Annotated in this window: 25 protein-coding genes; 10 read left to right on the forward strand and 15 right to left on the reverse strand. The window is 67.4% G+C overall.

All coding sequences use genetic code 11. The features are described 5' to 3' along the window. Position 1 precedes the first annotated feature (1 nt). Positions 2-772 carry an SDR family oxidoreductase gene (locus ACGHC0_RS19775; RefSeq protein ID WP_368352578.1) on the reverse strand — a complete coding sequence of 257 codons (771 nt, stop codon included), beginning with the start codon at positions 770-772 and terminating at the stop codon, positions 2-4. Positions 773-832: 60 nt separating this feature from the next. Between ACGHC0_RS19775 and ACGHC0_RS19780 the strand changes: the two genes are divergently transcribed. From ACGHC0_RS19780 to ACGHC0_RS19795, 4 genes are all read left to right on the forward strand, one after another. Next, positions 833-1,900 carry a 2-keto-3-deoxygluconate permease gene (locus ACGHC0_RS19780; RefSeq protein ID WP_368352579.1) on the forward strand — a complete coding sequence of 356 codons (1,068 nt, stop codon included), beginning with the start codon at positions 833-835 and terminating at the stop codon, positions 1,898-1,900. Between the two features lie 135 nt (positions 1,901-2,035). Beyond that, positions 2,036-5,290 carry a 3-keto-5-aminohexanoate cleavage protein gene (locus ACGHC0_RS19785; protein WP_415266520.1) on the forward strand — a complete coding sequence of 1,085 codons (3,255 nt, stop codon included), beginning with the start codon at positions 2,036-2,038 and terminating at the stop codon, positions 5,288-5,290. Between the two features lie 149 nt (positions 5,291-5,439). Then, a complete protein-coding gene (locus ACGHC0_RS19790; RefSeq protein ID WP_415266521.1) occupies positions 5,440-5,937 on the forward strand; it encodes a hemerythrin domain-containing protein in 498 nt (165 codons plus the stop codon). Positions 5,938-6,195: 258 nt separating this feature from the next. Then, positions 6,196-7,860 carry a methyl-accepting chemotaxis protein gene (locus ACGHC0_RS19795; protein ID WP_415266522.1) on the forward strand — a complete coding sequence of 555 codons (1,665 nt, stop codon included), beginning with the start codon at positions 6,196-6,198 and terminating at the stop codon, positions 7,858-7,860. A gap of 90 nt (positions 7,861-7,950) precedes the next feature. On the opposite strand, the gene ACGHC0_RS19800 is transcribed toward ACGHC0_RS19795, so the two are convergent. The 4 genes from ACGHC0_RS19800 to ACGHC0_RS19815 all read right to left on the reverse strand — a co-directional run bounded on the left by ACGHC0_RS19800 (position 7,951) and on the right by ACGHC0_RS19815 (position 12,530). After that, positions 7,951-9,522, reverse strand: coding sequence for an MATE family efflux transporter (locus ACGHC0_RS19800; RefSeq protein WP_368352583.1), 1,572 nt, complete (start codon positions 9,520-9,522; stop codon positions 7,951-7,953). A 147-nt stretch (positions 9,523-9,669) separates the two neighbouring features. Continuing rightward, the gene (locus tag ACGHC0_RS19805; RefSeq protein ID WP_026433059.1) at positions 9,670-10,371 is read right to left on the reverse strand and encodes a MarC family protein; all 702 of its coding nucleotides are present in this window, start codon (positions 10,369-10,371) and stop codon (positions 9,670-9,672) included. Positions 10,372-10,459: 88 nt separating this feature from the next. Continuing rightward, on the reverse strand, positions 10,460-11,470 hold the full coding sequence (locus ACGHC0_RS19810; RefSeq protein ID WP_415266523.1) for an alpha/beta hydrolase family protein: 1,011 nt from the start codon (positions 11,468-11,470) through the stop codon (positions 10,460-10,462). A gap of 445 nt (positions 11,471-11,915) precedes the next feature. Then, on the reverse strand, positions 11,916-12,530 hold the full coding sequence (locus ACGHC0_RS19815; RefSeq protein ID WP_415266524.1) for an FMN-dependent NADH-azoreductase: 615 nt from the start codon (positions 12,528-12,530) through the stop codon (positions 11,916-11,918). A 53-nt stretch (positions 12,531-12,583) separates the two neighbouring features. Between ACGHC0_RS19815 and ACGHC0_RS19820 the strand changes: the two genes are divergently transcribed. From ACGHC0_RS19820 to ACGHC0_RS19840, 5 genes are all read left to right on the forward strand, one after another. After that, positions 12,584-13,060 (forward strand): winged helix-turn-helix transcriptional regulator, encoded by a 477-nt coding sequence (locus tag ACGHC0_RS19820; RefSeq protein ID WP_415266525.1) that lies wholly within the window; start codon positions 12,584-12,586, stop codon positions 13,058-13,060. Between the two features lie 502 nt (positions 13,061-13,562). Further along, positions 13,563-14,504 carry an RNA polymerase sigma factor RpoH gene (gene rpoH / locus ACGHC0_RS19825; RefSeq protein ID WP_013596157.1) on the forward strand — a complete coding sequence of 314 codons (942 nt, stop codon included), beginning with the start codon at positions 13,563-13,565 and terminating at the stop codon, positions 14,502-14,504. Positions 14,505-14,608: 104 nt separating this feature from the next. Continuing rightward, entirely contained in the window at positions 14,609-15,637 is a 1,029-nt protein-coding gene (locus ACGHC0_RS19830; RefSeq protein WP_368352589.1) for a Bug family tripartite tricarboxylate transporter substrate binding protein, read from the forward strand. A 117-nt stretch (positions 15,638-15,754) separates the two neighbouring features. Beyond that, the gene (locus ACGHC0_RS19835; RefSeq protein WP_368352590.1) at positions 15,755-16,135 is read left to right on the forward strand and encodes an oxidoreductase; all 381 of its coding nucleotides are present in this window, start codon (positions 15,755-15,757) and stop codon (positions 16,133-16,135) included. A gap of 7 nt (positions 16,136-16,142) precedes the next feature. Continuing rightward, complete coding sequence (locus ACGHC0_RS19840) at positions 16,143-16,982, forward strand: Crp/Fnr family transcriptional regulator (RefSeq protein WP_415266526.1); 840 nt, start codon at positions 16,143-16,145, stop codon at positions 16,980-16,982. Positions 16,983-17,026: 44 nt separating this feature from the next. On the opposite strand, the gene ACGHC0_RS19845 is transcribed toward ACGHC0_RS19840, so the two are convergent. Genes ACGHC0_RS19845 through ACGHC0_RS19865 form a run of 5 tightly spaced genes read right to left on the reverse strand, consistent with a single transcriptional unit; the run spans position 17,027 to position 21,407 of the window. Beyond that, positions 17,027-17,650 carry an SCO family protein gene (locus tag ACGHC0_RS19845; protein WP_415266527.1) on the reverse strand — a complete coding sequence of 208 codons (624 nt, stop codon included), beginning with the start codon at positions 17,648-17,650 and terminating at the stop codon, positions 17,027-17,029. 6 nt (positions 17,651-17,656) lie between these two features. Continuing rightward, positions 17,657-18,565: a heme o synthase gene (gene cyoE / locus ACGHC0_RS19850; RefSeq protein WP_415266528.1), complete on the reverse strand. Its 909-nt coding sequence runs from the start codon at positions 18,563-18,565 to the stop codon at positions 17,657-17,659. Beyond that, positions 18,562-19,776, reverse strand: a complete 1,215-nt coding sequence (locus ACGHC0_RS19855; protein ID WP_368352594.1) for a COX15/CtaA family protein — start codon at positions 19,774-19,776, stop codon at positions 18,562-18,564. The genes cyoE and ACGHC0_RS19855 overlap by 4 nt, the downstream gene beginning before the upstream one ends. A gap of 52 nt (positions 19,777-19,828) precedes the next feature. Beyond that, on the reverse strand, positions 19,829-20,494 hold the full coding sequence (locus ACGHC0_RS19860) for a hypothetical protein (protein ID WP_415268440.1): 666 nt from the start codon (positions 20,492-20,494) through the stop codon (positions 19,829-19,831). Between the two features lie 34 nt (positions 20,495-20,528). After that, on the reverse strand, positions 20,529-21,407 hold the full coding sequence (locus tag ACGHC0_RS19865; protein ID WP_415266529.1) for an SURF1 family protein: 879 nt from the start codon (positions 21,405-21,407) through the stop codon (positions 20,529-20,531). On the opposite strand from ACGHC0_RS19865, the gene ACGHC0_RS19870 reads away from it, so the two are divergent. Next, positions 21,406-21,627 carry a twin transmembrane helix small protein gene (locus ACGHC0_RS19870; RefSeq protein WP_026433067.1) on the forward strand — a complete coding sequence of 74 codons (222 nt, stop codon included), beginning with the start codon at positions 21,406-21,408 and terminating at the stop codon, positions 21,625-21,627. The genes ACGHC0_RS19865 and ACGHC0_RS19870 overlap by 2 nt on opposite strands. A 187-nt stretch (positions 21,628-21,814) precedes the next feature. On the opposite strand, the gene ACGHC0_RS19875 is transcribed toward ACGHC0_RS19870, so the two are convergent. From ACGHC0_RS19875 to ctaD, 5 genes are all read right to left on the reverse strand, one after another. Beyond that, positions 21,815-22,699 (reverse strand): cytochrome c oxidase subunit 3, encoded by an 885-nt coding sequence (locus tag ACGHC0_RS19875; protein ID WP_013596166.1) that lies wholly within the window; start codon positions 22,697-22,699, stop codon positions 21,815-21,817. A gap of 61 nt (positions 22,700-22,760) precedes the next feature. Beyond that, positions 22,761-22,988 carry a DUF2970 domain-containing protein gene (locus ACGHC0_RS19880; RefSeq protein WP_368352596.1) on the reverse strand — a complete coding sequence of 76 codons (228 nt, stop codon included), beginning with the start codon at positions 22,986-22,988 and terminating at the stop codon, positions 22,761-22,763. Further along, a complete protein-coding gene (locus ACGHC0_RS19885) occupies positions 22,985-23,602 on the reverse strand; it encodes a cytochrome c oxidase assembly protein (protein ID WP_368352597.1) in 618 nt (205 codons plus the stop codon). The genes ACGHC0_RS19880 and ACGHC0_RS19885 overlap by 4 nt, the downstream gene beginning before the upstream one ends. Positions 23,603-23,612: 10 nt before the next feature. After that, on the reverse strand, positions 23,613-23,723 hold the full coding sequence (locus ACGHC0_RS19890; RefSeq protein ID WP_415266530.1) for a cytochrome oxidase small assembly protein: 111 nt from the start codon (positions 23,721-23,723) through the stop codon (positions 23,613-23,615). Between the two features lie 28 nt (positions 23,724-23,751). Continuing rightward, positions 23,752-25,395 carry a cytochrome c oxidase subunit I gene (gene ctaD / locus ACGHC0_RS19895; protein ID WP_415266531.1) on the reverse strand — a complete coding sequence of 548 codons (1,644 nt, stop codon included), beginning with the start codon at positions 25,393-25,395 and terminating at the stop codon, positions 23,752-23,754. Positions 25,396-25,409 lie beyond the last annotated feature (14 nt).

Below are 25,409 nucleotides of genomic sequence, written 5' to 3' on the forward strand. Positions count from 1 at the left end.
GTCAGTTGGACCATCCGCCGTCGATCATGTGGATGGCGCCGGTTGTGAAGGAGGCCTCGTCGCTCGCGAGATACACCACCAGCGCGGCCACCTCTTCGGGGCGCCCCAGGCGACCGGCCGGCTGCCGCCCGACGAAGGCGGCCCGGACTTCGGCCTCATCGGCACCGGAGCGCGCGGACAGCTCCCGGATGCGCCCTCGCAGCGAGGGAGATTCGATGGTGCCCGGGCAGATGGCATTGCAGCGGATGCCCTTCTGGACATAGTCGGTCGCCAGTGCCTTCGTCAGTCCGATCACCGCCGCCTTGGAGGCACCGTAGGCAAAGCGGTTGGGCACGCCTTTCACGCTGGACGCCGCCGAGGCCATGTTGATGATGCAGCCGCCCCCTCCTGCAAGCATGGACGGCAGGTAGGCGCGGATGGTGCGGTACATGGACTTGACGTTCAGATCGAAAGTGAAATCCCAATCCTCCTCCTCGCACGCGAGGATGTCGCCGTGGTGCACGTAGCCTGCGCAGTTGAACAGCACGTCCACCCGGCCGGTATGCGCGGCGAAGGCGTGGACCGCTGCGCTGTCCCGCACGTCCAGGCGGGCCGTTCTCAGGGGCGGACTGTCCTCGAGGGCCGCTTCGGCAGCGAGCTGGGCCAGGGCCTGGTCATCGATGTCCGTGGCCCAGACCTCGGCCCCCTCCCGGGCCATCGCCAGGGCGCTGGCCCTGCCGATGCCCTGACCCGCGGCGGTGACCAGGACGGTTTTTCCTTGCAAACGTCGCATCGAAGCTCCTTCCAAAAAAGCCGAGCCGATCAGGCAAAAAACAATTAATCCACGCCATTAATGAACGGCGCCATTTCCGCTGGCAAAGCGCACCGTTCCCAAGGCGCACCGCAATATGCTCCCGCTGAGCGGCCAGCGCAATACATCGCCATGAAAATCAAATCCACCATCGAAAAGATACCGGGCGGCATGATGCTCGTCCCGCTCCTGCTGGGAGCCGCGCTCCACACAGTACAGCCGGACACCGGCAAGTACTACGGCTCGTTCACGCAGGGTCTGATCTCCGGCGTGGTACCCATACTGGCCGTCTGGATGTTCTGCCTCGGAGCGTCCATCCATCTGCGGGCCGCGGGTGCCCTGCTGCGCAAATCAGGAGCGCTGGTCGGCGCCAAGATCGGCACGGCCTGGCTGGCTGCGTGGCTGCTCCCCCTGTGGATTCCTGTGGACGGCCTGCGCACCGGATTCTTCGCCGGGTTGTCGGTGCTGGCCGTCGTGGCGGCGCTGGACATGACCAACGGGGGCCTCTATGCGTCGATCATGGAAGAGCACGGAACCCGCGAAGAAGCGGGCGTCTCGGTGTTGATCGGACTGGAATCCGGGCCGCTGGTGACCATGCTCATCCTCGGCTCCACCGGCCTCGCCGCATTCGAGCCGCGCCTGCTGGTCGGAGTGGTCATCCCCTTCATCGCCGGCTTCGTGCTCGGCAACCTCGATCCCGAACTGCGAAGCTTCTTCTCTCCTGCCACGCGCATCCTGATTCCCTTCTTCGCCTTCGCACTCGGCAACACAATCGACCTGCGCGTGGTGGCGGAAGCCGGGATGCCGGGCATCGCGATGGCGCTGGCCGTCATGGCCGTCTCGGGCACGGCCCTCGTTCTGGCGGACATCTTCATCGGCGGCGGCCGCGGCACTGCGGGCATCGCCGCGTCCAGCACCGCGGGTGCGGCAGTGGCCACGCCGCACCTCGTCGCCCAGGCGGCACCGCAGTTCGCTACCGTAGCGCCATCCGCGACGGCGCTGGTCGCGGCATGCGTCGTGATTACCGCGGTGCTGGTTCCGCTCGCCTCCACATGGTGGGCTTCCCGGGTGGCGCCCCGGATTCACGCCATGGATGGACAACCATCATGAAATCAGAACGATAAAGCAAAAAATCCAGTTATCCAAAACATGATCAGTACTACGAATTCATCCCGACGCGGGTCCATTCCCGACAAGCTTCCCCGTTGAATAATCCGCCCCTCCCAATCAACGATCCGGGGATCCGTGCACGAGATATTCATTACCGCAGCCCCGGTAGGGGCCGTACCGCGCCGCATCGAGCCGCTGGGCCCGAAATACCTTTCCGCAGCGCTGGTGCGGCATATCGACGGCCTGGAAGCGGCACTCGGGAACCGCAACGGATGGGAGCCCGTGGCGGCGGGTGGCCTGCTGGCGAGCGAATCCACACGGATTCCGGCGGGCGCGGATTTCATCCGGGCCATCGCTCCCACGGCAGAACTGCTCGAACGCTGGCGCCGCGAGGCCGGCCTGCACGCGCAGGATGGTGTATTCCAGTACCACCCGGACAGCCCGGTCCTGCGGCAGCTGGACGCGGCATGGTTCGCCAGGATCGGCTCCGCAGAAGCCTCGAGGGAACTGGTGGTGCACCTGACGGGCCAGGGCTGGACCAGCGACGGAGAGGGCGGCCTGGCGTGGACGCATGCCGGTGCGGTGGAGTCGTACATTCCGCCCGACCTCGTCCACCTGCTCCATGCCTGCGGCACCAGCGTGGTGGAAGCGCTCGCCGACGCCGGCTGGTGCCACGCCAGCACCGGCTTTGCGCTGTCGGGCAAGGGTGCCAGCTGCTGGCTGCCGGTCGCGCCCGCCGCCATCGTGGACGAATGCGTGGCGGCTGTCCGGGAAGGCGCCGCCATCCTCCATCTGCACACCCGAGAGCGTGGCGGGCAGGCGTGGAAGCTGCCCTGGTCGTCCCTGTCGCTGCTCACCGGCGCGCAACCCAACCGCATCGTCCCGGACGACTACGAGGCCATCGTCCCCCGCCTGCGCGCGCAGATTCCGCTGGCCATCCTCAACCTTTCCACCAGCGTGCGGGGTGGTGGAGACTCCGACAGCGCCATCCGCCGCGAGCACCTCAGGCCTTACGAACCTGACGGCACGCCCCCGGAACTCTCATCGCTCAGCCCGGGCGAAGTGCTGTTCCAGTCCGGTGGGGGATACCTCAACACCCCCAACTTCCTGCAGCAGCAGCTGGACCATGCGCGCAGGCATGGCATACGCCTCGAGATCGAGGTCTTCAACCACACGATCCTGCAGAAGACGCTGGAAGATTTCAGGACGCACCTGGAAGGCGCCGGAACCCCGTGCCTGCTGATGCTGGTGGCCGGCGTGGACCAGTACCGCCGCGCCGGCGAGGCTTTCGAGGATGACTCCCTCATCCCCGCCGTGCAGCGCCAGGCCATCTTCGCGCTGCTGCAGGCCGGCGGCGCCCCGGGCATCGACCGTGCACTGGACATGGCCGTGGCCGCATTGGCGCCGGTGGTGGAACAGATACGGCGCCGGCTTCCCACGGCCCGGATCTCCGTCCTGATGCCGGGCCCGATGCAGCAACTGCTGCCCAGGGTGGCAGTGCACCTGCAGCTCGACGGGGTACGCGTAGGCCTGGAAGACGGCCTGACGGTGCCGGACCGGGACCTCCCGGGAGGCCTGCGCAAGGGGCGGACCGCGCAACAGGTCCGGTGGATCCGCGAGGAGCTGGAAGCGCTCGGCTGCCAAGTGCTCTCCGCCGAAGCCACCCGGCAGGCGCTGCACATGCCCTCCTCGGCAGAAACACTCTTCCTGGCGGCCATGAAGGCCACGGCATCCCTCGCTGGCGCTGACGGCGCTGGGACCGCCAGTCCCATGGAAGCCCTGGCACATGCCCTGGCGCCGCTGCGACCCGCATTCGAGCGCCGCGAGCAATGGCTGCGCGCGCAGCTGTCGCGACACGGCCACGGAGATCCCGCCAACGCGGCGGCCACCGCCCGCGACCTCATCCGGCAGGCGGGCCTGTACGTCCGCCACTTCATCGAGGAGCGGGACCGCTACCCCATGCAGGGCGCACGCGCGTTCCGCAACCCCTACGAGATCCAGCCGCTCAACCATGCATGGGAACTGCTGCTGGAAGCCGGACACGATGCATCGTTCTACGAGGAAGCGCTGCAACGGCTGGCCGTCCGGGCGGGCGTGGCGCCCGGCAGCTTCCTGACCCCGCCGTCGCAGAGGAAGGGGCGGGACCTCCGGTTCCTCGAATACATCGCCTCCCTGCCCTGCCGCCTCGGCCACGACCGGCTGCAGGTGGAGCACTTCGGACTGCGCCGTCTGCCCGGATACAACGCCTTCATGGCGACCCTCTTCCTGGGCATGGAAGAAGCATACCGGCGCCTTCGCACGCACAGTGAATCCGAGCCCAAATCGCAAGGCATCCTGGCATTCCAGGCCGATACAGGCGACACCATCGATCCCCGCGACCTGCAGGGCGAACTCGGCCGGAGCCAGTGGGTCGTGCTGCCCTGCACCACCGACACGCACTATGCGGAAGGCATCCGGCAGGCGAAGAAACTGGCCGCGGCCTTCCTCTCGTTCCTGCGCAGTGCCCTGCCGTCCCATGCCGCGGCACTGTACGTGGTCGGCTTCGTGCATACCGGGCAGGATCGTGACGGACAGCCGCTGGTCGAGGCCAGCCTGCTGCACCACCGGTTCCTGCTGGGCACCGACCGGCACGCCGACGTCGTCAGCCATGCCTCGCGGCTGCTCTACGAGGCCATCCTGCTTCCACGGCTGGTGCAGGAACCCGAACGGCTGATGCGCCATATGGACGGCACCGTGGCGCGCACCGCCGGCCTGCCGCTCTACGAAGACGGCAGCGCCGCCCGTCGCGCCGATCCACGGACGGTCGCGGGAACGCCGCCCCTGCGATTCCTGGCCCACAGCTCCGGCATCGCGGCACTTCAGCAAATGGACAACGCCATGCGCCAGGACATGCAGGCCCTGGGCTACTCCGCCCAGGAGCACAGGGCCCTGTTCCATCGCAACGTCGTGGTGTCGTTCGCCTCGACGGCGGACATCCGCACGGACCTGCCCGGCACCCCGACCGTGGACATCACGGCCTACAACGATGTGCGCAGCATGGCGGGGACCACCACGCCCGACTACGTCCAGGGCGACAGGCACCGCAGGGCACAGGCCCGCGCCGCAGAGGCTGCGGGATATCGCTACGAGGCCACGCACTGGAAGCTCATCGAAGATGCCGGCGGAAAGGCCCTGCTGAGGCGCATGGGGGTGTTCCTCCAGGACGACCCCGCCCGCCTGGACGATGGTCACGCGCTCCGCCGCTACCTGCAGGGTGCTCCGGACGGGATCCACCACCTGATCAGGCAACTGCACTGGAATTCCGACGCACCGCATTTCGACGGGACGCTGCGGCGCATAGCCTCGGCCGAAGCACCGCAGCCGCAGCCACAACGACAACATCGCACGTGAAGCGCGGTGCCGGCCCTGCACAGGCTCGACGGCAGCCGTTCGCATGGCCCGCCGCGCCGTGGGAAGACGGACACACAGGCGCCGCTCCTACGGCCAGGCATGACGGCAAAAAGACAATGGGTTTTCCAACACCCTACGAGGAAAACGCCATGCCCACGACGACGAACCAGCGGCCCCCCGCCGATGCCTGCAGCCTCCTGGATGCGGACCATCGCAAGGTGAAGAAGATGTTCAAGGAGTACGAAGAACTCGCAGGCTCCAAATCGAAGACGTCCATCGCCAAGAAGCGCGAACTGGCACAGCAGATCTGCCTGGAGCTGACGGTGCACGCGCAGATCGAAGAGGAGATTTTCTATCCGGCCCTGCGCGAAGCACTGCGCGAGACCGACCTGATCGACGAGGCCGAAGTCGAGCACGCCAGCGCCAAGGACCTGATCGCCCAGATCCAGGACGGCGACGCCATGGACGACAAGTTCGATGCCAAGGTCACCGTGCTGGGCGAATACATCGACCACCACGTCAAGGAAGAGCGCAACGAAATCTTCGTCAAGGCCCGCGCGGCCCGCAAGCTGGACCTGGTGGCCATGCGCGACACGCTGCAGGCCCGCAAGGAGGAACTCATGGAGGAGATGCAGGCCATGGCCTGACCCTCCGAGCCGGCCAGAGGGACGAACCGTCTCTCGCGGCCAGCCTTCCATTGCACGCCCGCGCCCGGTCATGCCGGGCGCGGGCGTTTGTCGTCATGGCACCACGAAATACGGCGCGCGAAGCAGGTCGGGCAGCCGGCCTACAGAAGAGTCGACACGTTTACACAACATTACACAAGAAGCGATTTTAGACAGATCGTTCGCCCGCGATGCCTTGCCTCGCCGCCCGGTTGCGGTGAGGTTTCCCAACGAAAGACCATGATGACCCTCGACAACTGGATGATGCGCACCAAACTGCTGGCCGGCTTTGGCCTGGTGCTGGTCATCGCCTGCATCGTCAGCCTGCTGGGCGTTGCCAACCTGTCCAGCATGAACGACCGATCCACCGAGATTTCCAGGAAATCGCTGCCGAGCGTGGCGGCTTCGGGAACGATCAGCAGGAATCTGTCCGCCCTGCGCATCGCCCGCCTGGGCCTGATCCTCACCGGACCCAATGCGCCCATGCCGCAGGCGATCGCCACGGTGGAAAGCGCCAGCACGGCGCTCAATGCGTCCGTCGAGGCTGCGGCTCCGCTCTTCACCAGTGCCGAAGAGCGCCCGCTCTACACGGAGCTACGCAACCAGGTGGCCTCGTACAGCTCGACGCTTCCGGAACAGCTGCAGCACGCACGGAACAACGACATCCCCGCGGTGCGCGCGATTTTCGTGGGGCCGGCGGGCGCGGCCTACCGGGCCGCGAACAAGGCGCTCGACGACCTGATCGCCATCAACAACAAGGGCAGTGATCTCGCCGCCGAACGCGCCGCGGCCACCTACAGGGAGGGCCGCCTCCAGCTCGCCGTCGGACTGGTCGCCATGATCGCGCTCAGCGCCGTGGTCGCCGTCCTGCTGGCGGGCAACCTGTCGCGCCGTGCCCGCCAGGGCGTGGACGCTGCCCTGCGCATGGCACGCGGTGAGCTGGGCCACCCCGTCCAGGCCACCGGCAAGGACGAATTGGCCCAGATGATGCAGGCGCTCGAGGCGACCCGGGCACACCTGCACACGACCGTGGGCAGCGTGCGCCAGAACGCGGAAGCCGTGGCCACGGCCAGCGCGCAGATATCGCAGGGCAACCAGGACCTCAGCGGCCGCACCGAGAGCCAGGCCAGTGCGCTCGAGCAGACGGCCGCCTCCATGGAAGAGCTGGGCTCTACCGTGCAGCAGAACGCCGACAGCGCGCGCCAGGCCAACCAGCTTGCCAAGAATGCCGCCCTGGTCGCGGTGCAGGGCGGCGAGGTCGTGGGACAGGTCGTGGAAACCATGAAGGGCATCAACGAGTCGTCGCGGCAGATCGCGGACATCATCCAGGTGATCGACAGCATCGCCTTCCAGACCAACATCCTGGCGCTGAACGCGGCCGTGGAAGCCGCCCGTGCCGGCGAGCAGGGCCGGGGATTCGCCGTGGTCGCCAGCGAGGTGCGCAGCCTGGCAGGCCGCTCCGCCGACGCGGCCAAGGAGATCAAGGGCCTCATCGGGGCCAGCGTCGAGCGCGTGACAGCCGGCAATGCGCTGGTGGACAAGGCTGGCGCCACCATGCAGGAGATCGTCGGCGCCATCAACCGCGTGACGGACATCATGGGCGAGATCAGCGCCGCCAGTGTCGAACAGGCGTCGGGCGTGAACCAGGTCGGCGAAGCCGTGAGCGAGATGGACCGTGCGACGCAGCAGAACGCCGCGCTGGTCGAGGAAATGGCCGCGGCGGCCGGCAGCCTCAAGAAGCAGGCCGAGGACCTGGTGCGCGGCGTGGCCACGTTCCAGCTGGGCGATGGCCGGCTGGCCGCGCCCTCTGTCTCCTCCGGCCCGGCGGATTTCCGCCGTCCCGCGGCGCTGCAGAACACATCCGCCCCGGCGTTCGGGCTGGCACCGGCCAACCTGACTTCGTGAAATCGCACATCGCCTGCCGGCGTGCGGCAAGTCTTGCACCAGCCGACGTCGCGGTCTGGATTTGCCCGAACCTCGCCGCGATCAAGGCCATCAAGCCGGCCGGCGGGACACGCCGGGTTTCCAGGCATGCCGGCCGGGTGACTCGTGCGCGGCTCCTGCCTGCGCGCAGACCGGCGAAGGCGGCAGGCCACCCACTTCGGCCGGGGTCGCCACCACCGGCTCGGCCGGTGCGAGCATGCGTGCCTGGCGCCAGCGGCCCCAGCGGTAGTAGGCCATCGACATCAGCATGGCGCACAACGCGCTGGCCGGAAAGCTCCACCAGATCGCATCGGTGCCCAGCCAGGGCTGCAGGCCATAGGCGACCGGCAGGCGGATGCCCCAGAGCGCCAGGCCCAGGATGATGAGCGGTGGCACCACCGCGCCGGTGGAACGCACCACGCCCGAGAGCACGAAGGTGACGCCGAAGAACAGGAACGAGCCCACGGCGATGTGATTCAAATGGCGCGCCGCCTCCAGCGACGCGCTGCCGGCTGGCAGGAAGAGCGACAACGCCGTGCGGTCCAGCAGCAACAGCGGCACGATGATCGCGCCGGTCAGCACGAAGTTGAAGAGCGTGCCGCTGCGGGCCACGCCGTCCACCCGCTCCCACCGGCCGGCGCCCACGTTCTGCGCCGCCATGGACGAGCAGGCCGCCCCGATGGCCATGGCCGGCATCTGCACGTAGGTCCAGAGCTGCAGCGCCGCGCCGTAGGCCGATGCAGTGACCACGCCCTGCGCATTGACGAGGCCCATCAGCATCAGCATGGCGGTGGAGATCATCACCATCTGCGCGCCCATCGGCAGGCCCTTGACGACCAGCGCACGCAGGATGGGCCCGTCGGGCACGAAGAGCCGCCAGTCGGCCCGGCCGATCCAGAGCGGGTGCCGGCGCCAGCGCAGCCACGCCAGCAGCGCGGCGAAGCTGATCGCGTTGGCCACCAAGGTGGCCATGGCAGAGCCGGCGATGCCCATGCGCGGCACGGGACCCCAGCCGAAGATGAGCAACGGATTCAGCGCCGTGTCCAGCACCACCACCAGCAGCAGGAAGAGGAACGGCGTGCGCGTGTCGCCCGCGCCGCGCAGCACGGCCGAGATGAAGGCGAACAGGTAGAGCAGCGGCACCGCCAGGAACAGCGTGCGCAGATAGACCTCTGCCAGCGCCAGGGCGGCGGCGGGCGTGCCCATCCAGCCCAGGATCTCGCGCGAGAGCGGCGGGCCGGCCGCCGCGATCAGCACGGCCGTGCCGCCGAAGAAGGTGGCGCTGGTGCCGATCACGCGGCGGGCCTGCTGCGGATTGCGCGCCCCCATGGCCTGCGCCACGAGGATGGTGGCCGCCATTCCCACGCCGAACACCGCCCCGATCAAAAGGAACAGGATGTTGTTGGCATTGGCCGTGGCAGTGAGCGCGGCCTCGCCCAGGTAGCGGCCCACCCACACCGCGTTGACCGAGCCGTTCAGCGACTGCAGCACGTTGCCTGCCAGGATGGGCAGCGCGAAGACCAGCAGGGTGCGGCCGATCGGGCCTTGCGTCAGGTCGCGCGTCGGGGCGCGGGTGGATGCGGATGAGGGGTTTGCAGGGGGGCTCGAAGGAGCGCTGGAGAGGACGGGCGGCGAAGCGGGCATGCGGTATCGTGCCCACGCCTTGCAGGGCAGGCTGTCGGCCGATGCCTGATGTGTGCGCTGCGAAGATCGATCCTGCCGCGGCCCGGCAGCCGGGGAGATCCAACCGTCAGGCGAGCGAAGCAGCAGGCCATGAACTGAAGTCGAAGTTCAAGAATGCAGTGGCAGCATCCCGTCGCGCAACATCGCGACGCCCAGTTCGTACACGCCGTCCCACACGATCTGCACGCCCAGGCACAGCAGGATGAAGGCCGACAACCGGAGGAAGATCACCGAGCCGGCCTCGCCGAGCGGCTTGAGCAGTTGCTGCGCATAGCGGAAGGCGAAGTACAGCAGTACGGCGACGGACAGCAGCGCCAGTACGCCACCTCCCATCCGCGCCAGCGACAGCGACAACCGCGCGTCGGCCAGTGACACACCCACCGTGATGGCCGCCGCGATCGAGCCGGGCCCGCAACTCACCGGAAAGGTGAGCGGGTAGAAAGCCTGGCGTCGCGCCATGTCGGGCGTGAAGCTCTCGGCCAGTTCGGTGCGGCTGTCCACCGTGGCCTGCGTGGCCGTCAGCAACCGCCAGGCCGTCGCGGCCACGATCATGCCGCCACCCACGCGCACGATGGGCAGCGAGATGCCGAAGAACTCCAGCACGTAGGAGCCGACCAGCATGGCGCCCAGCAGCAGCCAGAACATGTTGCGCGCGATGCGGCGCGCCAGCAGCGCGCGCGTGTTCGGTGATGCACCCTCGGTCAGGCCCAGGAAGATGGGCGCCGTGGCGGCCGGGTTCAGGATCGGCAGCAGCGCGGCGACTACGAAGAGAAAGCTCTTGCCGAAGGCGCCCAGAAGTTCAAGTGTCACGGTGTTCCTATTCAGATGGGGAGCGGCTGGTCATCAATCTCCCTCGCAGCAAGGTCTCTCCCGATGTCCACTTCGGGGCCGGACCAGTCTACTCACCCAAGCTGGATTGAAAGAACTTGGTGATGGCCGACTCAATACCGGGATGAGCGGCCACGCGGTCTGTGCCAAGCGGGTCCACGCATACCTCTGGAGCGGCGGCGCGCTGCGGTGGCGAACAAACATCGGTGAATACAAAATGACCGCCCGGCAACGTTTCGAGTTTTGGGGGCTGTGGCAGCGCACGGGCCAGGCCCATGGCATTTCCTTCGCCCGGAAGCTCACTGTTCAATGGCCGCAGGATGAGCACAGGCACGGTGATGGCCCTGAGGTCACTCCTGTCGAAGAGTGCCGCCAGGGGGTCCAGCAAGGCGATGGCCTTCAGTGGCAGGCGCGTGGCACTGGCCCCGTCGCTTGCCGCGGACCCGCGTTTTGGTCGTTCTCCATGGGCATCTTGGTCAGGGGCATGCCCGCACGACATCACATCGGCAGGGTGGGCACGGCAATAGGATTCAAAGTAGGCCGTATTGGGCGTGGCGCCTGCCAGCTCCAGCGTGACGGCCCCGACGAGCGAAAAGCCCACCATGCCCAGCCGGGATACATCCGCATGCGGCGCAAAGCGTGGGTCGGCAAGCACCGCGTCAAGCGCGCGCCTGACTTGCATGGGCCGATGGGCCAAGCCTGTTTTCCCGTGGAAAGGCGCGACCACCAGGTATCCCTGGCGAGCAAGCGAGGCGGACAGCTCCCGCAGGATCAAGGGGCTGCCTCCCCCTGGTCCACCTCCATGGTCCAGCAGGATGACCGGGAGTTTTCCCTCTGCCACGGGCGTGTCCCGGCTCGCCGGTACGGAAATCTTTCCTATCAGCGACGGTGTCTCATCCGCATCGGTCGGGTACCAGACCAGCACCGAGTTCGGTGTGTCGGAGGCAACCTCCAGGCTGGCGATGCCTGCATGGCGCAATGGAGTCTGGGCTACTGCAACAGGCAGGCCGCCACTGGTTGCACACCCGATGAGAAAGGCGCCGATCCATCTCGGAAGCGAGGTCATGGTGATATTGAGCATTTGTCCGCCATTGGCCGATAGCAGCCGCTGAGCATAGTAGCCGTGCGCGGACAGCACCCGGCCCAGCGCAAGGCGAGTCCAAAGGGCCCGATCATCCCCAAGGGAGGCCACACGATGCCTTCACACCTCCACATTACCTCGCGTGGCGCTGATCTACCGAAACTTTGTCCGCCGCGGGCGCTTACCCTCCATTGGAGCGTTGAATGGCGAGCCGTCGGCCGCCTCAGCCACCCTCGCTATGGGGACGAAGAAGCGCACATCCAATCGCCATGCCATCTGTGTACAAGCCCGGTGAAAACCGTCAAAGCCTCCACCGGGACCGGCAGAAATCGACACGTGCGAAGAAAGGCCCCGCCTGACACATGTTCCCCACTCTCGCCACGCCGCGAGACTGGAGCGCATTGCGCATCGTTCATCAGTACCGCGGGCAACCCATCCATGCCCTTCAGGTCAGTTCGGCGATGCGCTCTTCTGCCGCGGCAATAGACGCAAGTCTGGCGTCCGGGCCGAGCGCCACGCCATCGGCGGCGATGGCCTGAACTTCGGTAACGCCCATCAACGCGAAGCCGCTACGCAGATGGGTTTCCGCATGCTCGAGCGCGGCAGCCGGCGTGCCAGCTTCGTAGCGCCCGCCTCGGGCGATGGCGAGGATGATGCGTTTTCCGTTGACGAGTCCCACGGGTCCGCTGTCTGAATATCGAAAGGTTTTGCCGGGCACCGATATCCGATCGATCCAGGCTTTCAAATGGCTCGCCACTCCAAGATTATAAAAACCCACGCCGATCACGACGGTGTCCGCAGCGAGAAAGGCTTCCAGATCGGCTGCTCCGAGAGACAAATCGGCCTGTATATCCGCATCGCCATGTGGAGAGCCTGTCTGGAAGGCGTGGATCTGCGCGCTGGTGAGGTGAGCGAGGGGCTGCGCGTCCAAGTCCCGATAGACAACATGGGCCGAGGGATGACGCACTAGAAGCTTATCGACGATTTCTCTGGACAGTTTTCTGCTGACAGACTGGGCTCCAAGAATGCTGGAATCAATATGAAGGATATTTTCGGGCATTTCGTGTTTACCACTATAGTGGACAGGTTGGTTTCTATGCACAGGATTTTTGAATGATAAAAACCGCCAGTCAACAAGGCACGTCGGTGATACTTGGGCACACGCAGGTAACCAGTGCCAAAGAATCTCCCGGTGGGCAAGATGGAAATACGCCGACCCAGGACGCGTCATTCACCGAGACTTGCCTGCGCGCCAACCAGGTTCTGGCACGCATCGGTGACAAGTGGACGTTGCTCGTGGTGATGACGCTGGCCGGTGGGCCCCGCCGTTTCAGCGAGCTCAAACGCTCCATTGACGGTGTTTCACAGCGCATGCTGACATTGACGCTGCGGGGGCTCGAACGGGACGGTCTCGTCCATCGCAAGGCCTATGGAACGGTTCCGCCGCGCGTGGATTACGCACTGACCCCTCTCGGCCGCTCCTTACGGGAGCCTGTGGAGGAGTTGGGAGCCTGGGCACTGGCCCATGCGGACACAGTCGAGGCCGCGCGCCGTGCATTCGATGCAGCGGAGCCGTCGGAGGAGCGCTGATAGTGTTGCAGGTGGATCTGCTGATTTTTCCGCAGGTTCTGCACTCGAAAATGTGCGGCAGCTCGGAGCGGAATCACCCCCGCCGTCGTAGGCAGCGTTGCCACGCGGTCTTCCAGGTGCTGCAGGAACGCCATCGAGGCGGCCTGCACGCGCCGCAGCACTACCACCTACCTGCCGGGCCTGAGTGCTCGGGCGGGGCTGCTCCGTTCGCCACGTCTAGAACGCGGACAAAGCGCGGATGGTCCGTATCGTGCGGTTGCGCCTTGGTTTTGAGCAATCAACGTTCGCAAATGTCGTGGACGATGACTGAATTATCCTTACGAATCAAAGACTTATATCGTCTCCATCGTGCTGTCCGAGTACAAAACTCAATGGATGCTCGGGTTAAATCGCACCCCGGCTTCGCATACAGCCCCAGTCCTACGCGGGGAAAGGAACTTCGGCCTTAGCACTCCCTCCAATAGACTGCTAAAGTGAAAGCATGGAAGAAAGGATTTCTGGAATGACGATTCAGTCTGGAACCGCCGCCACCGCGCTCGCACCGGCCAACGCCTGGGCCCTGATCCCCCCGCTGGGCAACCTGGATGCCTATATCTCCGCCGTGAACCGTCTGCCGATGCTGACGGCCGAGGAAGAACGCACCTATGCGCGCCGGCTGAAGGAACACAACGACGTGGAAGCCGCGGGCCGGATGGTGATGTCGCACCTGCGGCTGGTGGTGTCGATCGCCCGGCAGTACCTGGGCTACGGCCTGCCGCACGGCGACCTGATCCAGGAAGGCAACGTGGGCCTGATGAAGGCCGTGAAACGCTTCGATCCGGACCAGAACGTCCGCCTGGTGAGCTACGCCATGCACTGGATCAAGGCCGAGATCCACGAATACATCCTGAAGAACTGGCGCATGGTGAAGGTGGCCACCACCAAGAGCCAGCGCAAGCTGTTCTTCAATCTGCGCTCGATGAAGCAGGGCTTCAAGGCCGACTCTGCCGCCGGCAACACGGGCACCCACCGCGAGACGCTCTCCGAACAGGAAATCGACGTCGTGGCCCAGCAGCTCAACGTCAAGCGCGAGGAAGTGATCGAGATGGAAACGCGCCTGTCCGGAGGCGACGTGATGCTGGATCCGGCCCCGTCGGACGACGGCGAGCAGGCCTACGGTCCCATCGCCTACCTGGCCGATGGCACGCACGAGCCGACCGCCATGATCGAATCGCGCCAGCGGGACGTGCTGGCCACGGACGGCATCGCGAATGCGCTGGCGACGCTGGACGACCGGAGCCGCCGCATCGTCGAGGAGCGCTGGCTCAAGGTCAACGACGACGGCTCGGGCGGCATGACGCTGCATGAGCTGGCCGCGGTATACGGCGTGAGCGCCGAGCGCATCCGGCAGATCGAAGTCGCCGCGATGAAGAAGATGAAGAAGGCGCTGGCGGAATACGCCTGACACCTTTCACAACGTTTCGCGCTACGGAATCTTCGTGGCGACAGCGATAATCGGGCGTGCTACCTGGACGGGTAGCGCGCCCTTTTTTATCTGCCGCACATTCCATGCAACGCCCAGACAAGTCGCTTCCCATCTCCCTGGCCCGCCGCCGCATCCTCGCTTCCGGAGCCGCCCTGCTGGGCTGCGAATGGGCGGTGGCAGCGCCGCCGCCGGCACAGGATGCCGCGTGGCCGTCCAGGCCGTTGCGCATCATCGTGGGATTCCCCCCGGGCTCCTCGCCCGACCTCACGGCACGTACCTTCGCCGATCCGCTCGCCCATGCGCTGGGCCAGCCGGTGGTCGTGGAGAACAAGGTCGGTGCCAGCGGCAACATCGGCGCGGATGCCGTGGCCAAGGCGACGGACGGCCACACCATCGGTCTGTTCATCAACGTCAACCTCACGATCGCGAAACTGGTCAATCCCTCGCTGCCGTTCGACTCGCACAAGGATCTCGCGCCACTCAGCCTCGTGGGCGTGTCGCCGCTGGTGCTCACGGCGCCGGCGGCGCAGGCGGGGGTGCCGGCGCATGTGGACGCACGCACCTTCCTGGAGGCTGCCCGCCAGGCGGGTGACCGCTGGAGCTACGGAACGCCCGGCGTCGGCACCATGGGCCATCTCGGGACCGAGCTGCTCAAGGCCCGCACGGGCATCGCGCCGGTGCATGTCCCCTATCCGGGCTATCCGCAGGTGGCCATGGGCATGCTCGGCGGACAGCTGCAGATGGCCCTTCTGCCGCCGGCGCTGGCCGTGGCACAGCAACGCAGCGGCAAGCTGCAGCTGCTGGGCGTGACCTCGGCCGGCCGCAGTTCGCTCGTGCCGGGCGTCCCGAGCCTCGCCGAGGCCGGCGTGAAGGACTTCCAGCTGGAGATCTGGAATGCCTTCGCCGCGCCCGCGTCGATGCCGGCCGCCCACCGGGCGCGCCTGTCCACCGCGATCGCCGAGATCGCCCGGACGCCGGAAGTGCGCGATGCGCTGTTCCAGCAGGGCTGGCAGGTGGCAGGCACCTCCGCGGAAGGACTGGCCCGCCGCATCGAGGCGGACACGTCGCAGATGGAGCAGGTGATCCGCGCGCAGAAGATCCGGGTGGAATGACGGCACGCTGGGCTCCCGCCCCGCGAACGCAGCGTGGCCATTGATGTAGATCATGCCCGCCAGGGCATCGCGCCTGCAGACTCCGGTCATCGATCCAACTTCCGGGAGTTTCCTGCCATGCCAACATTCCGCATCATCGTCATCGGTGCAGGCCAGACGGGCACGCCGCTGCTGCGGCAGCTGCTGGCCGCGCCCTTCGTCCAGGTGCTGGGCGTGGCGGAACTGGATCTCTCGCTGCCCGGCGTCGCCCTGGCACGCAGCCACGGCGTGCCCGTCCACCAGGACTACATGGACCTGCTGCAACAACATGGCGCCGCGGCGGACATCGTGATCGACGTCACCGGCCAGGCAGCGGTACGGGAAGCGCTGCGCAAGCACATGGTGGACTCCGGCAACCAGAAGACCGTGATCCTGCACGAGCGGATCGCGCTGCTCATGATGTCGCTTTCTGCCGGCACCCTCGTGCCGAGCCGCCATGGCGACGTGGCTTACGCCTGAGCCAGCCATGCCCATTTCCGAAGCGGACCGCCAGAACTGCCATGAATGCTCCAGCCGGCACCAGTGCCTGATCGGCCGCCAAATCGATGCCGCGAGGGCGTCCTGGCCCGCGCTCGTGCAGGAGCACCGATTCCGCAAGGGGGATGTACTCCAGCTCCAGGGGGAAACGGCCGTATCCCTGTCGGTGCTCAAGGTGGGAACGGCGCTGCAGCAGCGCACGGGCCCCGACCAGGTGGCGCGCCCCGTGGCCATGGCGGGCTGCGGACAGGCATTCGGCACCGGTTCGGTACTCGGCACGGCCGAGCGCCTGACCTGGGTCGCCGTCCAGGAAGGACGGCTGTGCCGGCTGCCGGCTGCCGCGCTGGTGCGCTCGGGCGGGCTGGATTCGGAGTTCCTGCAGGCGTTGCTGCACGAGGAAGCGCAGGCGCAGTCACGGCTGGCGGACTGGTCGGGGCTGCTGCATCTGCGCGGCGTGCCTGCCCAACTGGCCAGCGCGCTGCTGCAGCTGTCCCAGCTGCAGCGCAGCACGCTCGTGCGGCTGCCCACCCATACGGTGCTGGCCTCCCTGCTGGCCACCACCCGGGAAACCATTGCGCGGTCGCTCACGCAACTGGCACAGCAGGGCGCCGTGGTGCGCCACGACCGCTGGCATTGCGCCATCGTGCGCGCACCGCTGGTCGCCTTGCTGGCGAGCCAGGCGGCGCGGGCCGAGGATGCACCCCCGGCCCCTGCGCCGGGGCGGCGCGCCACGCCCTCTGCGCGCGATACCGCCCGGCCGTCCTCCTGGCGGGTGGCGCGTGCCACGCCCGCGACGCGTGCCACCGTCCCGCAGGCGCTCGGCGTGTGAGCCCCTCGCGGCCTGGGCAGGTTTTCCGGCCCTGCCCTCCGTGCTCAGGTGGCCGGGGCCTGCAGCAGGGCCTTGACGTCGGAAGCGAGCGCCTGCGCCCCACTGCCGTAGCGGTGGTACACGCGCAGCCGGCCGGCGGGGTCGTAGATGTAGCTGCCCGCGGAATGGTCCATGGTGTAGCTCGTAGGCGTCTGGCCCGGCACCTTCTTGTAGTAGATCTTGAAGTCCTTGGCGACGGCTGCGAGTTGCTCGGGCGTGCCGCGCAACGCGAGGAAGCTCGGGTCGAAATTGGTCATGTACGCCTTGAGCACCTCGGGCGTGTCGCGCTCCGGGTCCACCGTGACGAACAGGCCCTGCAGCCGGTCGCCGTCCGCGCCCAGCGAGCGCTTGACCTCGGCCAGCTCGGCCATGGAGGTCGGGCAGACGTCCGGGCACTGGGTGTAGCCGAAGAAGACGACCACCACCTTGCCGGCGAAGTCCTTCAAATGGCGCGGCTGGCCGTTATGGTCGGGCAGCGGAAGGTCGCGCGCGTACTCGGCACCGGTGATGTCCACGCCCTGGAAGGCCGGGGTCTTTTCCTGGGAACAGCCCGCGAGCAGGCCCGCCGTGCCGGCGAACAGGGCGCAGGCCGCTGCGCTGCGAAGAAGGGTGCGTTTGTTCAGGGACATGGCGGTTCAGAGCACGTAATGGTCCACCAACAGCGCGGCGAACAGCACGCTCAAGTGGATCAGGGAGAAGCGGAAGGTCTTGCGCGCGAGCGCGTCCGAGTAATTGCGCCAGAGACGGAACGCATAGGCACAGAAACCGGTGCAGAGCACCACGGCCGCGGCCAGGTAGATCCAGGAACTCATGCCGTACACGAAGGGCATCAGGCAGCCGGCGAACAGGATGAAGGTGTAGAGCAGCACCTGCAGGCGGGTGAACTCGTTGCCGTGGGTGACGGGCAGCATGGGCAGGCCGGACTTGCGGTAGTCCTCCACGCGATAGAGCGCGAGCGCCCAGAAATGCGGCGGCGTCCAGAGGAAGATGATGAGGAAGAGGATCAGCGGCTCCGGCCCCACGTCGCCCGTCATGGACGCCCAGCCGAGCACCGGCGGCATGGCGCCGGAGGCTCCGCCGATCACGATGTTCTGCGGCGTGCGCGGCTTGAGCACGACGGTGTAGATGATCGCGTAGCCCACGAAGGTGGCGAAGGTGAGCCACATGGTGAGCGCATTCACCCAGAAGAACAGCACGAGCGAGCCGGCCAGGCACAGCAGGGCCGAGAAGGTGAGCGTCTGGGCGTTGGAGAGTTCGCCCTTGGCCGTGGGGCGCCAGGCGGTGCGCTTCATCCTGGCATCGATGTGCTGCTCCACGAGGCAGTTGAAGGCGGCCGCCGCCCCGGCGACCAGCCAGATCCCGAAGCAGGCGATGGCCATGTGCAGCCACTGCGCCCCACTCGGCAGGCCGGGCACCGCGAGCACCATGCCGATGAATGCGCAGAAAACGATGAGCTGGACCACGCGCGGCTTGGTCAGCGCGTAGAACTGCGAGAAGCGGGACGGCACCGCGGAGGATGCGGTGGAAGCGGAAGCGGCACTCATGGCGAAGAAATTCTCGGGGCACCCGCGGCGGTTTCAACCGCGCGGGGGGTGGACATTTTGTCCCTGGCACCCACGGCCCGGCTGGCGGCCAGGGTCCAGGTGAGCGCGACGACGAGGGCGGCTGCGCCGCCGGTGTGGAGCACGGCGGCGACCAGCGGCCAGTCGAGCACGACGTTGGACAGGCCGGTGGCGAACTGCATCAGCGCCAGCCCCGCCAGCCAGCGGGCCTGGGGCCGCAGCGCCGGCACGGCGCGCAGGCGCCAGGCCAGCAGGGCGAGCGCGGCCAGCACGGCATAGGCCGCCAGCCGGTGTGCATAGTGGATGGCGGTGAGGCCGGCGAAGCTGATGTGGCTGCCGTCCTGCAGCAGGCCGAGGGGCCGCCAGATCTGGAAGCCCTCGGCGAAGGCCATGTCGGGCCACCAGCTGCCCTGGCAGGTGGGGAAGCTGGAGCAGGCGAGGACGGCGTAGTTGGTGCTCACCCAGCCGCCCAGCAGGATCTGCAGGCCCACCAGCACCGCCGTCAGCACGAGCAGCGCGCGCAGGCCCGGCGCCAGGGGGGCCGGCGCGATGCCGCGCGAGGCCTGGGTCTGCCGCACGGCCTGCACGCACAGCAGGGCCAGCAGCACGATGCCGCCGACGAGGTGCAGGGTGACGATGGCGGGAAAAAGCTTCATGGTCACCGTCCAGGCACCGAACGCCCCCTGCAGGCAGACCCACACGAGCGTGGCCGTCGGCCACCAGGGATGCACGGCCATGCGCTCATGCGCGGCATCCGGGCCGGCCCGGCGGTGGCGGCGCCATTGCCACCATGCGCCCACCGTGAGCGCGATGATGAGCACGCCCACGGCGGAGGCGAGGTAGCGGTGGACCATCTCCACCCAGGCCTTGCGGTGCGTGACCGGGCCCGTGGGCATGGCTTCCTGCGCGGCGGAGATTTCCGCGCGGGCACCCACCGGGCTCGCATTGCCGTAGCAGCCGGGCCAGTCGGGACAGCCCAGGCCGGAATCGGTGAGCCGGGTGAAGGCGCCGAACAGCACCAGGTCGAAGGTGAGGAACAGCGTGAGGATCGCCAGCGCCTGCCAGCGCCGCACGGGCGAGCCATGGCGGTTGCGCCACGCCACCCAGGCCAGCGGGCCGAGGGCGATCGCGAGGCCGAGCAGCATCAACTCGGCGAGCGGCGCGAAATCGTAGAGCGGCTGGGCGGCGTTCATTGCACGGCACCTCCGGCGGGTATCACCCCGCGCACACCCGGACGGGCCCGGCTCATGGCTGTGCCTCCGGGCGGCCCGGCTGGTCCCACGACGACGAGGCCCGCATGAGCCGTTCCAGGTCGCGCTTGGCCCGGGCGGCTCCCGCGGCGTCCATGCGCGCGGGAAAGCGCATCATCCAGTGTCCCATCGGATCCACGACGAAGAGATGGTCGGACAGCGCATGGCCCGGCGCCGGGGCCAGCCAGCCCGCGAGCGCCTGGGCGTCCACGCGGCGCACCACGGCATCGCGCAGGCCGGGGGCGATCTCGGCCGGGGCCGGCACCGCATCGGTCACGAGCCAGACCCAGTCCATGCGTTCCTTGTCCTTGCCGAGGCTCTCGCGCAGCTGGCGCTGCAGGTAGAGGTGGTTGCGGCACAGGTCGTCGCATGCGCCGGATGCCACGCTGACCAGCAGCCACTGCCCTTTCAGCGCCCCGAGCGGGCCGGACGCCGCGCCGTCGATGCCGCGGGTGGCCAGGGCATCGGGCAGCGGGCGTTGCGGATCGATGAGTTCGCCGTAGCTGCGGCGGGCCTCCGGGCGCACCACGTAATAGGCGGTGTAGGAGGCGATGACGGGGGCGGCGCAGACCAGCAGCACGCCCAGCATCTTCCAGCGGCCCTGCCGCGCGCGCGTTTCCAGCGCCGCCACGGCATCCGCCGTGGCCGGCAGGCCATGCACGCTCAGGCCCAGCGGATGGGAGGAACCCGGTCCGTCAGGCAGGGGGGGCCGGCTGGCGGCCTGGGCGAATGAAGCGTCGGACGATTTGGAACCAGACATAGAGGATTGCCACGAGGGCGCAGAGCCCGAACCACTGGAAGGCGTAGCCATGGTGCCTGGCGACCCCGGCATCGACCGCCGGCCAGTCGCGCTGCAGCGGACCTTCGGGCCCGCCCGTCTCGATCAGCGTGAGGGGGGCGAGCCGCTGCAGCCCCGTCTCGGCGCGGTAGGCCGCCAGGTCGAGATTCTGCCGGATGCGGGAAGACCCCTCGCCGCCTGCGGCGGAAGCCGGTCCGCCGGGTTCGTAGAGTCGCGAAGGCGCCGCCGCGATGCGGCCGCGCACTTCGACATCCTCCACAGGCGCGGGCACCTCGGGCAGGCGCGTGCGGTCCTGGAAGTCGCGCGGCACCCACCCACGCTGCACCAGCACCACGGCCCCCCCGGCTCCCGGCGAGGTGAGCTGCAGCGGCGTGAGAACGAAGAACCCGGGGCGGCCCTGCATCTGCCGGTTGTCGAGGAAGACCGTGTCCTGCGGCAACCAGCGCCCCTGGAGCACCGCCGTGCGGTGCACGAGGGGGTTGCCGCCGGGCATGCCGGAAGCGCCGTCCTCGGCGGGGGCCTGGGCGCCGCCCGCCCCTGGGCCGGAAACGGGCGGCAGCGACGCCAGGGCCGTGGCGGGCACGGGCGGCATCGCCTGCCGCGCATCGACCATGGCCTGCCAGGCCTGCTTCTCCGCGGCGCGCGCGAGCTGCCACCGGCCGAGCGCCGCGGTGGCGGCCATGGTGGCGACGGTGGCGGCGGTGATGCACCAGAAGCGCCAGTCCGGGCGAAGACCCCTGGCGCCATCGGTGCGCTTGCGGATAATGGGCTGCATGAAATACGTCGTGGTGCTGGCCTTCCTGGCCATTCTGGCGAGCCTCGCGTCGGCGCTTTTCTTCATGATGCGCACGGGGCGGGACGACGCCCGCCGCGGCAGGCACATGGCCCGGGCGCTCGCGGTACGGGTGGGGCTGTCCATTCTGCTCTTCCTGTGCCTGCTCGCGGCATGGAAGCTGGGCTACATCCAGCCCACGGGCCTGCCTGTCGGGCGCTGAGAGCAGCTGGCACGCCCCTTCTGGCGTCGTTGCTGCATCTTGTCGTACCACGTGTACTGCCTGCGATGCAGTGCCTTGCCAGAACCGCTTCGCTGGGTCGTGTCAGCCGCTCCAAAGCCCCCTTCCCCCCTGCCCCGGATGCAAAAAAAGCGCCCGGAGGCGCTTTCCTGCCGGGACGGGCGCCGGCTCAGAGCCAGTAGACCAGCACGTACAGGCCCAGCCACACCACGTCCACGAAGTGCCAGTACCAGGCGGCCCCCTCGAAGCCGAAGTGGCGCTCGGCGGTGAAATGCCCCTTCTGCAGCCGCAGGGTGATGAACAGCAGCATCAGCATGCCCACGAAGACGTGGAAGCCGTGGAAGCCCGTCAGCATGAAGAACGTGGAGCCGAAGACGCCGGAGCTGAGCTTGAGGTTCAGCTCGGTGTAGAGATGGAAGTACTCGTAGCCCTGCACGCACAGGAACACGAAGCCGAGGACCACGGTCACCCACATGAAGCCGATGGCGCGCGCGCGGTGGCTTTCGCGCAGGGCATGGTGGGCAATGGTGAGGGTAACGCCCGAGGTCAGCAGCAGCGCGGTGTTGATGGTGGGCAGCCAGAAGGGGCCCACGGTCTGGAAGGGCTCGACGATGCCGGCGGGCGAGGCCGTGGCACCTGCGGCCATGCTGGGCCACACGGCCTTGAAGTCGGGCCAGAGCAGCGCGTTGTCGAGGCTGCCCAGCGCCGGCACGGAATGCGAGCGTGCCCACCACAGGGCGGTGAAGAAGGCACCGAAGAACATCACTTCGGAGAAGATGAACCAGCTCATGCTCCAGCGGTACGAGAGGTCGATCTTGCGGCTGTAGAGGCCGCCCTCGCTCTCGCGGGCCGCGTCGCGGAACCACTGGTAGAGCACGAAGAGCCACCAGGCGAGGCCGAAGAACAGCGAATACTTGCCCCAGTCGTGGCCGTTGACCCACTGGCCGGCGCCGAGGATCACGAAGAAAAGGCCCGCGGCGGCCATGGCCGGATGGCGCGACTCGGCGGGAACATAGTAGTACGGCGTGGTGCCCTGGGGGGTGGATGCACTCATGGCAGGCTCCTGTCTCTTTCCTTCTTGTCGTCTTTCGTCTTCTCGGGATCGGACCGGGCGGCTACACCACCCAGTTCACGAGGGCGATGAGGCCGGCTACCAGCAGCACGATGGCCACGAGGCCCACCGCGATGATGTGCAGCGGGTTGATGCGCTCGGTATCCTGCTGGTACTCGGCGCCCTTGCGGATGCCCAGCAGCGACCATGCCACGGCACGCACCGTGCGCCACAGCGATCCGGGGCGCGCGGTCGGCGCGGCGTGGCGGGGTTCATGGCGCGATCCCGTCATGAGCCGGCCTCCGGGCGGGCCTGCGGCGCCGCGGACACGGTGGCGGGAGCCGGCGGCGTCTTGCCGCCGACCTCGAAGAACGTATAGGACAGCGTGATCGTGGTCACATCCTTCGGCAGGCGCGGATCCACCACGAAGGCCACCGGCCATTCGCGCTTCTCGCCGGGCTCGAGCGTGTACTGGTTGAAGCAGAAGCATTCGAGCTTGTTGAAGTGCGCCGCCGCCTGCCGGGGCGCATAGCTCGGGATCGCCTGGGCCGCCATGCGGCGGTTCTGCACGTTCTGGAATTCGTACATCACGGTGGTGAGCTCGCCCGGATGCACCTGGATCGAGGAGCGGGCGGGCTTGAAGTCCCAGGGGCCGCGCGCATTGGCATCGAACTCGACGGTGATCGTGCGGCTGGTGTCCACCTGCGTGTTCGCGGGCAGCTTCACGTCGCGGCCCGCCACGCCGTTGCCCGGCACTTGGCGCTCCGACAGCGAGAGGATGTTGATGCCCGTGACTTCGCAGATGTGCTTGTAGATGGGGATGAGCACGTAGCCGAACGCGAACATGCCGGCCGAGATCACGGCCAGCTTGCCCACCATCTTGAAGTTCTCGCGGCGGCGGCTCATGGTGATGCTTTCAGTGCAACCACGTCATCTTGACCATGAAACCCACGAAGAAGGCCACGGCGATGGAGGCCAGGATGAGGGCCATGCGCAGGTTGGCTTTCTTATGCTCGGGTGTCGCCATGTCGTGCGCTCCTTCCTGGCCTGTGCCGTCAGCCGATCACGCGGGTGGCGGATGCGTCGAGCCTGGGCGGGGTCTCGTAAGTATGGAAAGGTGCCGGGGACGGCACTTCCCACTCCAGCCCCTCGGCAGCCTCCCACGGGCGCTGGGGTGCAGGCTCGCCCTTGCCGCGCATGGCGGGCAGCACGACGGCGAGGAAGAAGTACACCTGCATCAGCCCGAAGCCGAAGGCGCCGATGGAGGCCACCATGTTGAAGTCGGCGAACTGCATGGGGTAGTCGGCATAGCGGCGCGGCATGCCGGCCAGGCCCAGGAAGTGCATCGGGAAGAAGGTGATGTTGAAGGTGATGAGCGAGCCCCAGAAGTGGATCTGGCCGCGGCGCTCCGAATACATCACGCCCGTCCACTTCGGGGCCCAGTAATAGTAGGCCGCGAACATGGAGAACAGCGAGCCGGCCACCAGCACGTAGTGGAAGTGGGCGACCACGTAGTAGGTGTCCTGCAGCTGGATGTCGATGGGCGCCATCGACAGGATGAGGCCGGTGAAGCCGCCCATGGTGAACACGAAGATGAAGCCCACGGCGAACAGCATGGGCGTCTCGAAGGTCATGGAGCCGCGCCACATGGTGGCGATCCAGTTGAAGATCTTCACGGCCGTGGGCACGGAGATCAGCATGGTGGCGTACATGAAGAACAGCTGGCCCGTGACCGGCATGCCCGTGGTGAACATGTGGTGCGCCCACACGATGAACGACAGGATGGCGATGGACGAGGTGGCATACACCATGGAGGCGTAGCCGAAGAGCTTCTTGCGGCTGAAGGCCGGCACGATCTGGCTGATGATGCCGAAGGCCGGCAGGATCATGATGTACACCTCGGGGTGGCCGAAGAACCAGAAGATGTGCTGGTACATCACCGGGTCGCCGCCGCCTGCCGGGTTGAAGAAACTGGTGCCGAAGTGGCGGTCGGTCAGCGTCATGGTGATGGCGCCGGCCAGCACGGGCATCACGGCGATCAGCAGGTAGGCGGTGATGAGCCAGGTCCAGCAGAACATGGGCATCTTCATGAGCGTCATGCCCGGCGCGCGCATGTTCAGGATGGTCACGATGATGTTGATCGAGCCCATGATGGACGAAGCGCCCAGGATGTGCATGGCGAAGATGCCGGCATCCATCGAGGGGCCCATCTGCAGCGTGAGCGGCGCGTAGAGCGTCCAGCCCGCGGCAGGCGCGCCGCCGGGCATGAAGAACGAGCTGACCAGCATGAGCGCGGCAGGGATCATCAGCCAGAAGCTGAAGTTGTTCATGCGCGCGAAGGCCATGTCGGATGCGCCGATCTGCAGCGGGATCATCCAGTTCGCGAAGCCCACGAAGGCCGGCATGATGGCCCCGAACACCATGATGAGGCCGTGCATGGTGGTGAGCTGGTTGAAGAGCTCGGGGTTCACGATCTGCAGTCCGGGCTGGAAGAGCTCGGCGCGAATCAGCAGCGCCAGGATGCCGCCGATCATCAGCATCGTGAACGAGAACAGCAGGTACAGCGTGCCGATGTCCTTGTGGTTGGTGGCGAACACCCAGCGGCGCCAGCCGGTCGGGCCGTGGTGGGCATGGTCGTGGTCGTGGCTGCCGTGGTCGTGGCCGGCGGCATGCCCGGTGGGGTCGAGAACTGCGCTCATGTCGGGTTCCTCAA

This window comes from Acidovorax sacchari, assembly GCF_042847045.1.
Lineage (GTDB): Bacteria > Pseudomonadota > Gammaproteobacteria > Burkholderiales > Burkholderiaceae_C > Paracidovorax > Paracidovorax sacchari.

Excerpts from the sequence above, each read along its gene's own strand:
- ACGHC0_RS19775 (WP_368352578.1), bottom strand. The coding sequence starts at position 772 with ATGCGACGTTTGCAAGGAAAAACCGTCCTGGTCACCGCCGCGGGTCAG.
- ACGHC0_RS19780 (WP_368352579.1), top strand. The coding sequence starts at position 833 with ATGAACGGCGCCATTTCCGCTGGCAAAGCGCACCGTTCCCAAGGCGCA.
- ACGHC0_RS19790 (WP_415266521.1), top strand. The coding sequence starts at position 5,440 with ATGCCCACGACGACGAACCAGCGGCCCCCCGCCGATGCCTGCAGCCTC.
- ACGHC0_RS19795 (WP_415266522.1), top strand. The coding sequence starts at position 6,196 with ATGATGACCCTCGACAACTGGATGATGCGCACCAAACTGCTGGCCGGC.
- ACGHC0_RS19800 (WP_368352583.1), bottom strand. The coding sequence starts at position 9,522 with ATGCCCGCTTCGCCGCCCGTCCTCTCCAGCGCTCCTTCGAGCCCCCCT.
- ACGHC0_RS19810 (WP_415266523.1), bottom strand. The coding sequence starts at position 11,470 with ATGCTCAATATCACCATGACCTCGCTTCCGAGATGGATCGGCGCCTTT.
- ACGHC0_RS19815 (WP_415266524.1), bottom strand. The coding sequence starts at position 12,530 with ATGCCCGAAAATATCCTTCATATTGATTCCAGCATTCTTGGAGCCCAG.
- ACGHC0_RS19820 (WP_415266525.1), top strand. The coding sequence starts at position 12,584 with ATGATAAAAACCGCCAGTCAACAAGGCACGTCGGTGATACTTGGGCAC.
- rpoH (WP_013596157.1), top strand. The coding sequence starts at position 13,563 with ATGACGATTCAGTCTGGAACCGCCGCCACCGCGCTCGCACCGGCCAAC.
- ACGHC0_RS19830 (WP_368352589.1), top strand. The coding sequence starts at position 14,609 with ATGCAACGCCCAGACAAGTCGCTTCCCATCTCCCTGGCCCGCCGCCGC.
- ACGHC0_RS19835 (WP_368352590.1), top strand. The coding sequence starts at position 15,755 with ATGCCAACATTCCGCATCATCGTCATCGGTGCAGGCCAGACGGGCACG.
- ACGHC0_RS19840 (WP_415266526.1), top strand. The coding sequence starts at position 16,143 with ATGCCCATTTCCGAAGCGGACCGCCAGAACTGCCATGAATGCTCCAGC.
- ACGHC0_RS19845 (WP_415266527.1), bottom strand. The coding sequence starts at position 17,650 with ATGTCCCTGAACAAACGCACCCTTCTTCGCAGCGCAGCGGCCTGCGCC.
- cyoE (WP_415266528.1), bottom strand. The coding sequence starts at position 18,565 with ATGAGTGCCGCTTCCGCTTCCACCGCATCCTCCGCGGTGCCGTCCCGC.
- ACGHC0_RS19855 (WP_368352594.1), bottom strand. The coding sequence starts at position 19,776 with ATGAACGCCGCCCAGCCGCTCTACGATTTCGCGCCGCTCGCCGAGTTG.
- ACGHC0_RS19870 (WP_026433067.1), top strand. The coding sequence starts at position 21,406 with ATGAAATACGTCGTGGTGCTGGCCTTCCTGGCCATTCTGGCGAGCCTC.
- ACGHC0_RS19865 (WP_415266529.1), bottom strand. The coding sequence starts at position 21,407 with ATGCAGCCCATTATCCGCAAGCGCACCGATGGCGCCAGGGGTCTTCGC.
- ACGHC0_RS19875 (WP_013596166.1), bottom strand. The coding sequence starts at position 22,699 with ATGAGTGCATCCACCCCCCAGGGCACCACGCCGTACTACTATGTTCCC.
- ACGHC0_RS19880 (WP_368352596.1), bottom strand. The coding sequence starts at position 22,988 with ATGACGGGATCGCGCCATGAACCCCGCCACGCCGCGCCGACCGCGCGC.
- ACGHC0_RS19885 (WP_368352597.1), bottom strand. The coding sequence starts at position 23,602 with ATGAGCCGCCGCCGCGAGAACTTCAAGATGGTGGGCAAGCTGGCCGTG.
- ACGHC0_RS19890 (WP_415266530.1), bottom strand. The coding sequence starts at position 23,723 with ATGGCGACACCCGAGCATAAGAAAGCCAACCTGCGCATGGCCCTCATC.
- ctaD (WP_415266531.1), bottom strand. The coding sequence starts at position 25,395 with ATGAGCGCAGTTCTCGACCCCACCGGGCATGCCGCCGGCCACGACCAC.